We start from the raw sequence: 13307 nt of genomic DNA on the forward strand, positions 1-13307 counted from the left end.
ACGGGGCCGCAGGAGCCACCATGCACACTCGTACTCTCCGGCCTCTTCGGCCTCTTCGGCCTCTTCGGTACGGCGCCACCGGCGCCGTCGCTCTCGCCGCGCTCCTCGCGCTCGCCGGCTGCAGCTCGCAAGGCGGCACGGAGGCGCGGCCGAAGCCCACGCGGAGCATCTCCGACGACCAGGCCGCCGCCGTACCCGACGACCAGGCGAGCCCCGTCCCCGAGGGCCCGTCGCCGGCACCCTCCAAGGGCCCGGTCCTGCCCGACGCGAAGCTCACCCCGGCGACCGGTTCCTTCACCGCCGAGGAGAAGAAGTACCTGCACGGCCGGGTGCCCGAGAACATGGATCCGGCCGCCGTGCTCCAGGTCGGCCAGGAGGCCTGCCAGCGCATCGAGCGCACCGCCGCCCGCGACAGGGATGCCGCGGTCGGCGCGCTCATCGCCGGGGACGTGCCGTCCGCCGACGACGCGATCCCCCGGCTGTGCCCGAAGCTGAAGCCCCTGCTGAGCACCGCCGCGACCGGTTTCGCCGACGGCACGCGCGAGGCACCCCGGCCGGGCGCCTACCGGGCACTGACCACCGCCGAGGGCTGCACCTGGCAGGCGCTGGGCGCGGGCGGCAAGGTGCTGGCGTCCGGGCCCGGCCCGGGCGGCTCGAAGAAGGTGACCGCGAAGGTCCCGGCCGGGACCCGTACGTTCGTCTCGTCGGGCTGCTACGCCTGGCTTCCCGCGTAGGCCCGCCCGTACACGTCGAGCAGCGTGCCCAGGACCGCGTCCATGGAGAACGTCCCGGCGGTGAGCACCCGGGCCGCCGCCGACGCGGACCGGCGCACGGACGGCTGGAGCAGGTCGAGCACCGCCGGGGCGATGCCGTCCGGGCCGGTCACCACGCGCCCGGCTCCGGACCGGTCCACCTCGCGGGCCAGGCCGTTGGAGCCGGTCACCACGACCGGGGTGCCCACGGCCATCGCCTCCAGGACCGACATCGGGAACGGCTCGTCCACCGACGGCAGCACATAGACGTGCGCCCGGCGCAGTTCCTCGGCCATGCGCGTCCCGGTGAGCGGCCCCGGGCAGCTCACCTTCCCCGCGAGCTCCAGCTCGTCGATCCGCCGCCGTACGGCGGCGAGTTCACCCTCGTCCGGCCCGGCCACGACGAAGGTCGCCTCCGGATGCCGGGCCAGGATCGCGGGCGCGGCGTCCACCAGGTCGACGGGACGCTTGCGGGCCTGCAGCCGGGCCGCGTACAGGATGCGCGGCGGTCCCTGGGGGGCGGGGCCCTCGGGCTGCGCGGGAACGCCGTTGACCAGGCGGACGGCGCGGTCGAGGCCCGCTCCGCCCACCACGGCGTGCAGATCCCGCAGTTCGCGCGTGGTGAGATACAGCACGGCAGCGGCGCCGCGCAGCACCCGGCGCACCGCGACCGCGTCGAGGAGCCGGGCCGACAGCCGCTCGCTCGGGTCGACCATGCCGTGCGTCTGCAGGACCAGGGGCCGTCCGGCGCGCAGTGCGGCCAACGCCACCGGCAGCGTCACCAGGTCGCGCGCGAGATGCACATGGACCACGTCGGCCCCCCGCACGAGGCGGTGGGCGCCGGCGAGGAGCGAGGGGGAGGTCAGGCCGCTGAACCCCAGCGGCAGGACCCTGCGCGCCCGGTGGAGCCGGGCGGGCACGCCATCCACCTCCTCGGGCAGCGGCCGCTCGAAGCCGTCGGCCAGGGCGGTGAGGCGGGCGTCGTGTCCGCGTGTCCGCAGGCCCTGGCAGAGGTTGAGGGCGACCCGGACCGGGCCGCCGAAGGCGTGGGTGGTGCTGTGCAGGGTGACCGCGTGCAGCACTCTCACGCCGGCTCCTCGACGGGTCGGCGCCGGTTGTCGGCGGTGTGCAGGGTCAGTTCGGGCAGGTCCTTGTGGAGGACCGCCCCGGCGCCCACGACGGCGCAGCGGCCGACCTTCACTCCGGCCAGGACGGTGGCGCGGGCGGCGATCCACGCGCCGTCGTCCACGGTGATCGGCGCGTTGCGGTACCGGAAGTCGGCGGCGCGGTGGTCGTGGCCGCCGGTGCACAGCAGGGCCTCCTGCGACACGCACACGTGGGCGCCGAGGGTGACCGGCTCCAGGTTGAGGATCCACGCCCCCTCGCCGATCCAGGTGTGGTCGCCGACCGTCAGCTTCCAGGGCCACAGCACCCGTACCCGGTGGCGGACGAGCACCCCCGTGCCGATCCGGGCGCCGAAGGCGCGCAGCAGGGCCGTCCTGACGCGGGCCGGGGTGAACCACGCCATGAAGACCGTGTTCATCACCGCGAACCAGAGCGCCTGGACGAGTACGCCGCGCCCCTTGTCGTATCCGGCCAGTGTGAAGGCCGGCAGATCACGCATCGATCCATCCCCCCCAACGACGCCTCCCCTGGCGCCACTTCGCCACACTCTAGTGGCCGGCGTTCACCGCGGGCGCTGCGTCGTAGACTGCGGCGGGGATCTTTTTCGGGGGCGGGGGCGCCATGACGCAGCAGACCGGCCGGAGCGCGACGACGGCGTCGGGGACGCCGGAGCCGGGTCCGCGGGAGCCCACGGCGCTGCCGCCCTTCTCACCGCGCACCCTGCTCTCGCGTGCGCTGTCGGTCCCGCTCGTACTCGGCTTCTCGGTGTTCCTGCCGCTGCTGGTGCTGGTCCAGCCGGGCGCGGGCCTGCGCGACTCGGCGTTGTGGACGCAGCTGGCGCTGACGATGTACGCGGGCGTCCGGCTGTCGGTGATGATCCTCACCAGCCGCCGCAAGCTGCTCGCCGGTTCGTTCTGGCTGTTCGTCTACATGGCGATGGGGGTGGCGCCGCTCGCCCAGACCGTGCTCGGACGCACACCGACCCCGGTGGTGGGGACGCGCGCCGATCTGACCGAAGCCGTCTCGCTCGTCCTGATCGGCTGCGTCGCCTTCGACATCGGCTCGCTGCTGGCCCGTCAGCGGCCGGACCGGGAGCGGGACGACCGGCTGCGCCCGGCGCTGGTGCACCGCCGCCGCCTGTACCTGCTGACCGTTGTCGCCTTCGCCGGCTCGGCGCTCCTCGTGGTCGAGCTGGGCGGTCCCGCGGTCTTCTTCACCAGCCGCCAGGAGATCATCAGCAGCGTCGCGGAGGCGGGGCTCTCCCAGGCGGACTCGCAGGCGGGCCAGGCCATCGTGCGCGGCTTCGGCACGGTGCCCGCCCTCATCGCCTGGCTGGTGTACACGCGGTGGCTGGTGACCTCGCGGCGGGCCCGCCGCTCCGTGGTGGTCATCGCCGTGTGGCTGGCGCTGGCCGCGCTGAACGCGGTGGTCAACAACCCGGTCTCCAATCCGCGCTTCTGGTTCCTCACCGTCCTGTTCTCGCTGCTGTTCACCGTCTTCCCGGTGAGCGCCGCGCTGTACCGGATCGCGCTGAGCCTGGGCGTGGTGGTGGCGCTGATCGTCTTCCCCTTCGCCGACAGGTTCCGCTACGACGACGCCCACTACCGCCCGATCCAGACCACTTCCCCCCTGGAGCCGCTGGCCCTCAAGGACTACGACCAGGTCGGCATGTTCGCCAACACCCTCACCTATGTGCAGTCGGGGCGCGGCCACACCTACGGCCGCCAGCTGGCGGGCTCGGTGCTGTTCGCGGTACCCCGGTCGGTGTGGCCGGGCAAGCCGATGGACACCGGGGTGGTGGTCGGCCAGTGGATGGGGGCGGTCAACACCAATCTCTCGTCGCCGGTGTGGGCCGAGCTGTGGATCGACTTCGGCCCGGTCGGCATGGCGGCGGGGTTCGTGGCCCTGGGGTACGCGGCGGCGCGCGTCGACCGCCGCTATGCGCGCCGGGCGGTGCGCCGGGCCCCGCCGGGCAGCCTGATCGCGCTGACCGTGCCCCTGGTCGCCGGGTACTCCTTCATCCTGCTGCGGGGGCCCCTGCTGCAGGCGTCGGGGCGTGTGGCGATCGCGGCGTGCTGCATCGCGCTGATCACCACGTTCCGGCAGGACCGGGCGGCCGGGCTGCGCTGAACAGGTCCTGGTGCCCGCGCTCAGCCCGTGGGGACCGCCGGGACGGAAGCGGCCGTGGGCCGCTCCTCGGCCCGCAGGCGGACGACGCGTGTCCAGGCCGCCACCGCCTTCAGCGCGGAACCCGCGGCCAGTCCCCAGGCCGCGCCCAGCGCCGACCCGCTCAGCAGGTATCCGCCGAGCATGAGGACGACCGAGAGCAGCGAGAACACCACCTGCACCGGCAGGGTGGCGCGCGGGCTGAGCACCCGCAGGGTCACCAGGGCACAGGTGCCCAGGCCCATCACCGCGTACTGGGCGCCCGAGGCGGGCAGCAGCACGGAGGCCGACTGCCAGGTGGCGCCGAGGAGTTGGCGTCCCACACCGTCGGGCAGGGCGTGGAGCACCAGCCCCCAGGCGAGGCCGACGGCACAGAGCACGAGACCGACCCCGGCGGCGGCGCGGGCAGTTGCCCTGCGGCCTCCGAGACGGCCCAGCAGCGGCGGCCCGAACGCGTTGACCGAGTTGAACAGGACGTTGAGCGGGCCGAAGAGCGTGGTCGCCCCGCGCAGCGCTCCGACCGCCAGCGGGGCGGCGAACAGCCCGAGGCCCAGCACGGCGAGCTGGCTGGAGGCGTTGCCCACGGCGAACTCCACCACGAAGCGCTGTCCGAGGTGGCCCCGGCGCACATAGGGCGACAGGTCGGTCCGGGCACTCCGCACATAAGGCCACAGCAGGCGCAGGCCGAGCAGCAGCGCCGGCACGGCCGACAGTCCCCAGACGGCCACGAGCAGTCCCGGCGCGGTGTGCCGGGGCTGGAGCAGCAGCGCGGGCACCACGCACACCAGGCGCAGGCTGTCGGCGGCCAGCGCCAGGCCGGGGCGGCGCAGGGTGGAGAACGCGTACCGCAGCCCGTCCTGCACCAGTACCAGCGGCAGGACGAGCCCCAGGGCGAGGAAGGCTCCGCCCGGTCCGGCCCAGCCGCCGGTGACGGCGGTGGTGACCGCGCCGGCGGTGGCGAGCAGGGCGCCGACGGCGGTGGCGGCCAGCGCGGTGAAGGAGACCGCGGACCGGCACGCGGCCCCGGTGGCCGCGGTGTCGCCCCGGGTGAGGACGACCGCCTGGCCCACGTACGCCGTGTTGAGGCCGAGCAGCACCGTGAAGGCCAGGTAGACCATCGAGAAGGCGGCGAACCCGTGCACGGTGGAGACGCGGGCGGCGATCACCAGCACGGCGATGTTGGTGAGGCTGGACGCCGCCTGGTCGAGCACGGAGGCGAACGCGGCCGCCGAACGCCGCGGTACGCGCGACGGCCCGGACGCCGGCGGATGCTCTCCCGGGGCGGTCACCGGTCCCCCGAGCGGACGGTGCGCAGAGCGATCGTGGTGCTGCCGTCGTCGTCCGGGTCCCGCTCGGGCTCGGAACGGGTACCGGCCGGAGCGGGGCGGGACGCCGCACTCCCCGTGCCGCGGCGCCGGTTCCCGCGGCGGGGGGCGGCCGTTCCTCCCCGTTCTCCCCGGCGCGACTCGGTGTGCGTCACCGCGCCGAGCACGGTGCCGCCCGCACCGACGATCAGCTCACGGATGCGGACGAGGTCGGCACGGTGCACGGTGCGCGGGTCGCAGACGATGAGCACCCCGTCGACACGGTCGACGAGCGCGAGGGCGTCGGCGTAGGCGAGGACGGGCGGGGCGACGACCACGACGGTGGCGTCGGGGTCGTCGGCCTCGGCGATCAGCCGGGTGGTCCGCGCGGAGGTCAGCGCGCGGGGGACGTTGCGCACCCGCTCGCCGGGGACGAGGCCGAAGGCCCCGGACTCGCCCGCGTCGACCACGAGCCGGCCGGGACCGGGCCACTCGCCGTCGGCGTACTGACCGGTGCGGCTCCAGTGGGGCCGGGAGGCGGCGGACACCTCGAACCGTTCGGTCAGGGACGGGGTGCGCAGGTCGGCCTCCACGAGCAGCACGTTCTTGCCGGTCTCCGCGAAGGAGGCGGCGAGGTTGACCGCGACGGCCACGCTCGGCTCCATGGATCCGCGCGCGGCGACGACGAGCAGGCGCCGTCGGTCGGCGAACCTCTCGTCGTAGGCGAGCCGGAAGGCGATCGAGCGGTACTCCTCGGCCGTCCGGGAGTCGGTGCGGCCGACCACCAGGGCACCCGTCGAGCCGCGTGGCAGCGCGCCGAGGACGGGACCGCGCACCGCACGGACCACGTCGCCGGCCGAGCGCGGCGCGGGGTCGAAGACCAGGCGCACCCAGGCGCCGAGCAGGCCGAGGCCGACGCCGACGAGGCCGCCCAGCCCGAGCGAGAGCGGCAGGCCCGGCCCGTCGGACGAGGTGGGAACGGTGGCGTTGCGGATCACGTTGCCGGGCGTCATGTCGAGCGCCTTCAAACTGGTGATCTTGGAGCGGAGGTCGGTGATGCGGTTGAGCAGGTTCGCCTGCACCGCGTAGGCGGAGTCCGCGGCGGAGCCGTCGGGCAGTTTCTTCAGCCGCTCGGAGAGTTCGTCGTTCTGCTTGGCGACGGGATCGAGCTGGTTCTGCAGGCTCTTGAGCATCGCCCCCCGGACGGACTCCCACTGCTCCTTGCGCAGGTCGATGTAGGCCTGCGTGAGGGCGTTGGCGCGGCGCGCCGCCTCCTTCGGATCGGAGGCGGTGTACGTGAAGTGCAGCACGAGGGTCTGCGGCGGGTTGGTGACCTGGAGCCCGCGCTGGAGCCGGTCGGCCTCGTCCGCACTCATCCCGAGCCGCTTCGCGGCGCCTTCGGCGACCTTGCGGCTGAGCGCCGTCTGCCGTTCGGACCCCATGTTGATCGCCTTGTCGCTGGAGAGGGTCGGCGCGAAGGGGTCGCTGGAGGGGGCGCGCAGCACGATGTCGGTGGTGGCGGCGTAGCTGTCGGCGCCGGTGATGCCGAGCCAGGCACCGGCCAGCAGTCCGACGCCGACGCCGCCGCCGATCAGCCAGCGGTAGCGGAGCAGTTGGCGGAACTGCTCGCGCAACTGCTCCGGCTCGTCCTCCCCCCGGACGGGAACATGTGAGTCGCTCACCTGCCAAGACCCCCCAAAGCCTCGTCGATCAGCGCGTCGATCCGCGCGAGGCCCGCCTCCCGTGACAGGTGGGCGGCCACATGGCGCGGCCCCGCCGCGCCCAACTCGTCCGCCATCGCCGGATCTTCGGCGAGTCTACGCACTGCTGACAGGAACTGATCGGGATTCTCCGGTTCCACGAGCATTCCGGCACCGGAGCGCACCACCTCGCGGGCCGTTCCTCCTTCGGCGGCCACGGAGGCGACCACCGGGCGGCCGGCCGCGAAATAGGAGGTGAGTTTGGAGGGGACGCTCATGTCGAGCACGGAGGCGCGCTGGGTCACGGCGAGGACGTCGGCCGCGGCCAGCACGTCGGGGAAGTCGGCGTCGGCCGCCGGGGGCAGGAACTCCAGGTTGGGCAGTCCCTCGGCGCGGCGGACGAGGTGTTCGCGCTGGTTGCCGTCGCCCATCAGCACGATCCGGGTGGCCGGGTCGCGGCGGGCCGCCTCCACCAGCACCTCCAGCCCCTGCTTGAGGCCCATGTTGCCGGAGTGCAGGACCACGGTCTGCCCCGGTCGCCAGCCCAGGCGCTCACGGGTGCGGGCACGGGATGCCGAAGGGGCCTGTATGTGGGACCAGTTGGGAACCAGGCGGATGCGTCCGGGGTCCACGCCCATGGCCCGCACCCGCTCGGCGAACGTCTCGTGAATGACGCCGACGAGGGTGGCACGCCGCAGCACCCACGACTCCGCGCGCTCGGCCAGTTCGGCGGCGCGGCCTCCGCCCTGGATGCCGGACTGCGCGGCCGCGGCGCCCATGAGGTCCTGCACGACCGGCACGTACGGGGCGTGGTGCCGGGCGGCGATACGGGCGCCGAGCACTCCCCCTGCGAGGCTGGGCAGTTGGGCGAGCACGGCGTCGACGCGGCCGGTGCGGGGCGGTGCGACGAGCCCGTGGGCGAGGATCGAACCCTCGAACAGGGCCCTGCGCAGGGCACTCTGACGCGGTGGGACGGTGTGCCGGCGGCGGTGCACGGTGACCCCGGTCCGCTGCTCGGTGGCCCGCCACACCCCGCGGTAGGCGGAGTCGAGGCGCCAGGACGGGTAGTGCGGGAGCCCGGCCAGGACATGGGTGTCGTGCCCGCGGCCCGCCCAGTGCTCGGCGATTCCGGTGGCGTACGGGCCGATACCGGTGTGCTCGGGCGCGTAGTTGGTGGACACCAGGAGCAGCCGGCGTCTGTGGGCCTGTGTCACGCGACGAAACCTTTCCCCCCGGCCGCCTCGGCGGCTTCCCCTGTGCGTCCGTGCCTCACGGACCCCCGGTCCCGCGCGCTGCTCGGAAGTGAACCGGGACGCACCCTGATTGTTCACCCTTCCTGCACCGGACATGAACGCTATCGTCAAAGTTCGCGTGTCTTCGCACAGGGGACGCGCCCAGGGGGTCGTCATCGAACGAGGGGGATATCCGTGCCGTCGAGCAAGCCGTACCGCGTGGGCTACGCACCGGGCGCCTACGATCTTTTCCACATCGGGCACTTGAACATCCTGCGCCACGCACGCACCCGGTGCGACTACCTGGTGGCAGGCGTGGTCTCGGACGAGATGGCCGAACAGGCCAAGGGAAGACGGCCGATGATCCCGCTGGTCGAGCGGCTGGAGATCGTCCGCAGCATCCAGTACGTGGACGCCGCGTTCGTCGAGACCGTGCCGGACAAGCTGGAGACCTGGAAGCAGGTCCGCTTCGACGTGCTGTTCAAGGGCGACGACTGGCGGGGCACGCCGAAGGGAGAGCGGCTGGAGCGGGACTTCGCCGCCGTGGGCGTGGACGTCGTCTACTTCCCGTACACCATGCACACGTCGAGCACCCAGCTGCGACGTGCCATCGACGCCCTCGGCGGGGCGCGGTTCACCGACGAACTGCGGACAGCTCCCGGAACCACTTGGTGAGGAAGGCGACGAGGAAGAGCGCGGCGGCGACGGCGAGGGCGGTGTAGGCCCACCGGAAGGCACCGCCGCCGCCGAGCAGCAGGAAGACCAGGCAGAACACCCCGTGGTCGACCGGGAGCAGGGCCACCGCGCGTGCCGTGGAGGGCGCGGCACGGTCGCCCGGGGCCGCCTTCGGCTTGAGCTGCTCGGTGAGCAGTCCGCCGAAGAACGTGACGACGGCGGCGAGCTGGAAGCCGAGCGGCACCAGCAGCCAGCCGTCGGCCGCGGTCCCGAAGTGACCGGGGTGGTGGTAGAAGGAGATCAGCACGGCGGCGTGCAGCGCGGTGATCTTGGCGCAGTCGACCACGTGGTCGAGCCATTCGCCCACCGCGCTGCCGCCGCCGCGCAGCCGGGCGAGCTGCCCGTCGGCGGAGTCGAAGGCGAAACCGACCGCGAGCCCGAGCCACACCACGAGGCCCGCCGCCCAGGTGGGCGTGGCGAGCGCCGCCACCACGACCGCCGCGAAGCTGAACACCGCACTGATCATGGTGACGTGATTGGGTGTCAGTCCGAGTCGGTACGCCCCGGCGGCAAGGTACCGGCCCGCGGGCCGGTTCACGAACCGCGAATACAGCGATACGCCCTTCGCGCTCTTCTGTGCGGACTTCAGCCGTGTCAGCGCCGACGTCGTACTGCTCATCGATCCCCCCGGACCTCGTGACCTCACCGGTCGCTCCCCTGATCTACATCATCACAGGTGACGGCGCGATGACGGAAGATTGGAAAACCGATCGGAGACGACGGGTGCCGTCGCGGCGACGGGTGCGGGGCAGGATCCGGCGGCGCACGGCCCGGACGAGGTGACCGGCCGTGGACCCGTGCTCCGGGGAGGAACCGCGGCCGAGGATGTCGTTGAGCTCGCCCACGGGGACCCGCGCCGGGTCGCTGCGGGGCTGGAAGCGCGCGGAGAAGGTGACGCGTGTGGTGCCGTTGGCGGGGGTAGCGGCGTGGCCCCTGGTCCGGAAGACGAGGCGATCTGGATCTGCATCCGGGACCGGCCACCGGTGCCGATGAGGTACCCGGACTGGAGCGTGTTGCCGAACCATCCGGGCAGGGACCTGAACCGGTCCGGGATCGGTGGGGGCTCCATGCGTTGATTCCAACTGCCGGTCGTGGGCCGGTGTTGAGCGTAGTGGTTGGTCTCGTGCTCGTGGGGTGGGATGTCGCCGATCGCTGTGTGGAGGTGCTGGTTGTCGAACCGGCCGGCCCTCCCCCAGCCTTCGGCCGGGGGTGCCCCCACCGCGGTGGCGAGTTCGCCACGGCTGCGGGACCCGCCACGAGGACGGAGCCCGCAGCCGGTTGTTCGCCGGACAGAGGTCAGCCGCTGACCGTGATGTTCGAGCTTCCGCTGCTCTGGTAACCCTCGGTGGCCATGATCATGTAGTACCTGAACTGGCCCATGTTCATGCCCGCGCGCGCCCAGGCGTCGAAGTGGTTGCCGGTGGTGATGGTGCCGGAGCCGCTGGTCACCTTCGACTGTCGTACGCTCCAGTACTGGTCGAAGGTGCGGGTGCCCTCGACGGAGGGGGCGTTGTACCGCGTCGTCTTGTAGATGTCGTACGTACCGCCGTCGCTGTAGACGGTGCCCCGGTACTCGCCGGTGGGCCGGTAGCTGCCCCAGTTGTCGACGATGTAGTACTCCACCAGCGGGTTCGACGTCCAGCCGTAGAGGCAGCCGTAGCCGTTGCCCGACGGGTTGAAGTAGCCGGTGTAGCGGACCGTCCTGCGCCCGCCGGTGTTCCAGCCCTTGCCGGCGACGAAGTTGCCGCAGTTGGTCCACCGGGTGCTGTAACTGCCGCCGCCGTTGAGCGTCATGGAGACGGAGCCGCCGCCGTCGGTCCAGAACGAGTAGTACATGCCGTCGTAGCCGGTCTGGTTGGTGGTGATGGTGGTGGCGGCGTGGGCGGTGCCGGGCAGCAGCAGTCCGGACGCGGTGGCGAGCGCGACGGTGCCGGCGCCGCCGAGGAAACCTCGTCGGCTCAAGCCGTTGAAGGGAGCGGGGTTCTGCTGGTTCTGGTCCTGCTGCATGCGTCCTCCCGATGAAGGCTGGTGGGGGGCGGGCGGCTTCCGCTGCCCGCGGCCTTGCATGGAACACGGCGGGGGTCGCCCGTCGTCGTGCCGCAACGACCGACCGCCATCCCCGGTCACATGACGCGAGGGGAACGACGGTCTCCTGTCGTTCGGTGGCCACAGTTTTCGCAAAACGCCATGGCCCTGTCAATGTTTTCGACAGCCTTTCGGAAATGTTCCTTTGACCAGAAGAGGTCTTGGCGAGTACGCCTTCGCTGGTCAAGCCACCTCTCACGCGAACCGTTGTGAGGGTTGGAATGAGATGAGGAAGGGACGTAACGCAAGCATGTGCGCGACGTTCGAAACTTTCGAACGGGCGTGGACGCGACTGCGGCAGCCCCACTGGGAACGACTGCGCGCGAACGGCCTGGCCTGGGGCACCGCGTACGACGCGGCGAAATCCGCGACCGTCGCCTACGCCGAGGTGCGGTGCCGCGCGCGGACCCTCGATCCGTCAGCCTCGCCCTGACGGACGCCTCGGCTCCCTCGACCGCGGGACAGCGACCGGGATGAGCGAGCACACCACCCGTCGCCGGCTTCGGCGGATGGCCCGGGACAGTGTCATCACCTTCCGCTGCGACCTGGCCCACCCCCCTCGCGGGGCTCTCGACGTGTGTTCCACCGCACGGTGGCCCCCCGCACCCGTCTCGCGGCACGGCCAACGCGCCGGCCCGGAGGGAGTAGGTCCGCCTCGCCGTGTCCGTCAGCGGCTCCGACAACCTGCTCGTGATGGTCTGGCTCCGCGGCCTGCACGCCGTCGGCCCCTTCGAAGCACGGCTCGCGGAACGCTTCCCGCATCTGAAGGTCGGCGACCGCACCACCTTCCTCCACTCCCGCACACGCATGGGCCGGCTCTCCGACACCACCGGCCGCGCCATCGGATACACCCCCTTCCCCCTGCCGCAGATTTGACCTCGTTTCACCGCGTCCGGGCGGCATCCCACCAGCCTTCGCCGCACCGCCGCCGGTCTCCGCGATGGTCACTTCTGCGGTGGCCTGGTTGATGCCGGGGATGATGCCGTCGAGGTCGATCTGCTCGGCCTCGAGGACGGTGACATCCAGGAAGACGTCCGGGTCCTCCCGCTCCTGGTCGGGCGGGGCGCACCGTCGTCCTCGGCGTCGTACGGCTCGGCCTCGGCGTACTCGTCGACGTCCTCACCGTCGTACCGTTCCTGCTCCTGCTCCTCGGTGGGCGTTTCGTCGCACTCGGCGTTGCCACGCATCACCACACCTCTCGGCATGCGGACACTTCCTCCCGCCCGGCCCAGACAAGTCCCCCGGGTGCGCGGGGAGCGGGACGGCGGTCCCGGCCGACGAGACGGCCCCGCCCTCCCCGGGACAACGGGGTGGACGGGGCCTGGTGTGCCCGGCCGGCCTGGCGGCCTCCGCCGTGCTCAGCGGCGCAGCAGGAGGGACGTCACGCGGAGGCGGCCGCTGTGGATCCAGACGTCGGAGTACTCGACGGGCCGGTCGTCGGCGAGGTAGGTGACCTGCTGGAGGTACTGGACCGGGGCGCCCTCAGCGAGGTCGAGGGAGGCGGCGACGTCGGCACCGGCCGCCTCGGCGCCGAAGGTACGGCGGGCCGTGGCAATCTTCAGCCCGTACGTGCCCTCCAGGACGCCGAAGAGACTGACCGAGGTGAAGTCGACCTCCTCAATACCGGGCGCGAGGTCGGTACGCACGAAGTTGAACAGCAGGGCGACCGGCCCCTGCTCGGTGCGCCGCACCCGCACCAGACGCAGGACACGGGTGCCCGGGGCCACGTCCAGCAGGGCCGCGACCGGCTTGGGCGGCGCGATCAGCGCACACTCGCGCACCGTGGTCGTGGTCACCACGCCCTGGTCGGCGAAGTCCTCGGACAGGGTGCTCAGCTTCTGCGCGATGGCGGGCTCGATCGTCGTCGAGGTCACGAACGTGCCCCGGCCCCGGACCTGGCGCAGCAGGCCCTCCTCGATCAGCGTGGTCAGCGCCCTGCGCAGCGTGCCGCGGCTGACCCCGAACTCCTGGGCCAGCTCCGGCTCGCTCTTGAGACGGTAGTGCGGCGGCCACTCGCCGCTGGCGATCCGCAACCGGATGTGCTCCGAGATCTGGACGTGGATCGCCGTGGGGACGTCCCGCTTGATGCCTGGGAGTCCGCCTTTGTCGGCCGTCACAGTGGTCGCATCTCCTTCTCCGCTCTCACCGGGGGACGTGTGTCGCTCCGGCGTGGAAGCCGTACCCCGGCCGCGGCGGGCGGCCGGGGGA

At 72.5% G+C, this 13307-nt stretch carries 14 protein-coding genes; 5 read left to right on the forward strand and 9 right to left on the reverse strand.

The features are described from left to right. The first annotated feature begins 20 nt into the window (after positions 1–20). Positions 21–734, forward strand: coding sequence for a hypothetical protein (locus DEP02_RS04055; RefSeq protein WP_198668275.1), 714 nt, complete (start codon positions 21–23; stop codon positions 732–734). Here the strand turns inward: DEP02_RS04055 and DEP02_RS04060 are convergent. Beyond that, on the reverse strand, positions 713–1840 hold the full coding sequence (locus DEP02_RS04060) for a glycosyltransferase (protein WP_112465937.1): 1128 nt from the start codon (positions 1838–1840) through the stop codon (positions 713–715). The two genes, DEP02_RS04055 and DEP02_RS04060, sit on opposite strands and share 22 nt — an antisense overlap. Then, the gene (locus tag DEP02_RS04065; RefSeq protein ID WP_112465938.1) at positions 1837–2376 is read right to left on the reverse strand and encodes a WcaF family extracellular polysaccharide biosynthesis acetyltransferase; all 540 of its coding nucleotides are present in this window, start codon (positions 2374–2376) and stop codon (positions 1837–1839) included. Before DEP02_RS04065 ends, DEP02_RS04060 begins: the two co-directional genes overlap by 4 nt. Before the next feature lie 122 nt (positions 2377–2498). Here DEP02_RS04065 and DEP02_RS04070 point away from each other — a divergent pair, with 122 nt between their 5' ends. Beyond that, positions 2499–4007 carry a hypothetical protein gene (locus tag DEP02_RS04070; protein WP_232838951.1) on the forward strand — a complete coding sequence of 503 codons (1509 nt, stop codon included), beginning with the start codon at positions 2499–2501 and terminating at the stop codon, positions 4005–4007. 20 nt (positions 4008–4027) lie between these two features. Here DEP02_RS04070 and DEP02_RS04075 read toward each other — a convergent pair whose 3' ends face one another. The 3 genes from DEP02_RS04075 to DEP02_RS04085 are packed head-to-tail and all read right to left on the reverse strand — an operon-like array spanning position 4028 to position 8261. Further along, the gene (locus DEP02_RS04075) at positions 4028–5332 is read right to left on the reverse strand and encodes an MATE family efflux transporter (protein WP_332871919.1); all 1305 of its coding nucleotides are present in this window, start codon (positions 5330–5332) and stop codon (positions 4028–4030) included. Then, on the reverse strand, positions 5329–7029 hold the full coding sequence (locus tag DEP02_RS04080) for a lipopolysaccharide biosynthesis protein (RefSeq protein ID WP_112465939.1): 1701 nt from the start codon (positions 7027–7029) through the stop codon (positions 5329–5331). Before DEP02_RS04080 ends, DEP02_RS04075 begins: the two co-directional genes overlap by 4 nt. Further along, complete coding sequence (locus tag DEP02_RS04085) at positions 7026–8261, reverse strand: glycosyltransferase (protein WP_232838952.1); 1236 nt, start codon at positions 8259–8261, stop codon at positions 7026–7028. Before DEP02_RS04085 ends, DEP02_RS04080 begins: the two co-directional genes overlap by 4 nt. A gap of 213 nt (positions 8262–8474) precedes the next feature. Between DEP02_RS04085 and DEP02_RS04090 the strand changes: the two genes are divergently transcribed. Beyond that, positions 8475–8954: an FAD synthase family protein gene (locus DEP02_RS04090; protein WP_112465941.1), complete on the forward strand. Its 480-nt coding sequence runs from the start codon at positions 8475–8477 to the stop codon at positions 8952–8954. Here DEP02_RS04090 and DEP02_RS04095 read toward each other — a convergent pair. After that, entirely contained in the window at positions 8914–9633 is a 720-nt protein-coding gene (locus DEP02_RS04095) for a CDP-alcohol phosphatidyltransferase family protein (protein WP_112465942.1), read from the reverse strand. The genes DEP02_RS04090 and DEP02_RS04095 overlap by 41 nt on opposite strands. Positions 9634–10310: 677 nt before the next feature. Further along, positions 10311–11021, reverse strand: coding sequence for an endo-1,4-beta-xylanase XynA (gene xynA, locus DEP02_RS04105; protein WP_112465943.1), 711 nt, complete (start codon positions 11019–11021; stop codon positions 10311–10313). A gap of 328 nt (positions 11022–11349) precedes the next feature. On the opposite strand from xynA, the gene DEP02_RS04110 reads away from it, so the two are divergent. Further along, complete coding sequence (locus DEP02_RS04110) at positions 11350–11532, forward strand: hypothetical protein (RefSeq protein ID WP_112465944.1); 183 nt, start codon at positions 11350–11352, stop codon at positions 11530–11532. 227 nt (positions 11533–11759) lie between these two features. Then, the gene (locus DEP02_RS04115) at positions 11760–11975 is read left to right on the forward strand and encodes a hypothetical protein (protein WP_112465945.1); all 216 of its coding nucleotides are present in this window, start codon (positions 11760–11762) and stop codon (positions 11973–11975) included. 68 nt (positions 11976–12043) lie between these two features. Here DEP02_RS04115 and DEP02_RS04120 read toward each other — a convergent pair whose 3' ends face one another. Both DEP02_RS04120 and DEP02_RS04125 read right to left on the reverse strand, forming a co-directional pair. Beyond that, positions 12044–12286: a hypothetical protein gene (locus DEP02_RS04120; RefSeq protein WP_157977362.1), complete on the reverse strand. Its 243-nt coding sequence runs from the start codon at positions 12284–12286 to the stop codon at positions 12044–12046. A 171-nt stretch (positions 12287–12457) separates the two neighbouring features. Continuing rightward, positions 12458–13216, reverse strand: a complete 759-nt coding sequence (locus DEP02_RS04125) for a GntR family transcriptional regulator (RefSeq protein ID WP_112465947.1) — start codon at positions 13214–13216, stop codon at positions 12458–12460. Positions 13217–13307: the final 91 nt, after the last annotated feature.

This window comes from Streptomyces triticisoli, assembly GCF_003270085.1.
GTDB classification, from domain to species: Bacteria; Actinomycetota; Actinomycetes; order Streptomycetales; family Streptomycetaceae; genus Streptomyces; species Streptomyces triticisoli.

Coding starts and splice junctions, on each gene's coding strand:
- xynA (WP_112465943.1), bottom strand. CDS start 11,021: ATGCAGCAGGACCAGAACCAGCAGAACCCCGCTCCCTTCAACGGCTTG.
- DEP02_RS04110 (WP_112465944.1), top strand. CDS start 11,350: ATGTGCGCGACGTTCGAAACTTTCGAACGGGCGTGGACGCGACTGCGG.
- DEP02_RS04070 (WP_232838951.1), top strand. CDS start 2,499: ATGACGCAGCAGACCGGCCGGAGCGCGACGACGGCGTCGGGGACGCCG.
- DEP02_RS04065 (WP_112465938.1), bottom strand. CDS start 2,376: ATGCGTGATCTGCCGGCCTTCACACTGGCCGGATACGACAAGGGGCGC.
- DEP02_RS04120 (WP_157977362.1), bottom strand. CDS start 12,286: ATGCGTGGCAACGCCGAGTGCGACGAAACGCCCACCGAGGAGCAGGAG.
- DEP02_RS04055 (WP_198668275.1), top strand. CDS start 21: ATGCACACTCGTACTCTCCGGCCTCTTCGGCCTCTTCGGCCTCTTCGG.
- DEP02_RS04095 (WP_112465942.1), bottom strand. CDS start 9,633: ATGAGCAGTACGACGTCGGCGCTGACACGGCTGAAGTCCGCACAGAAG.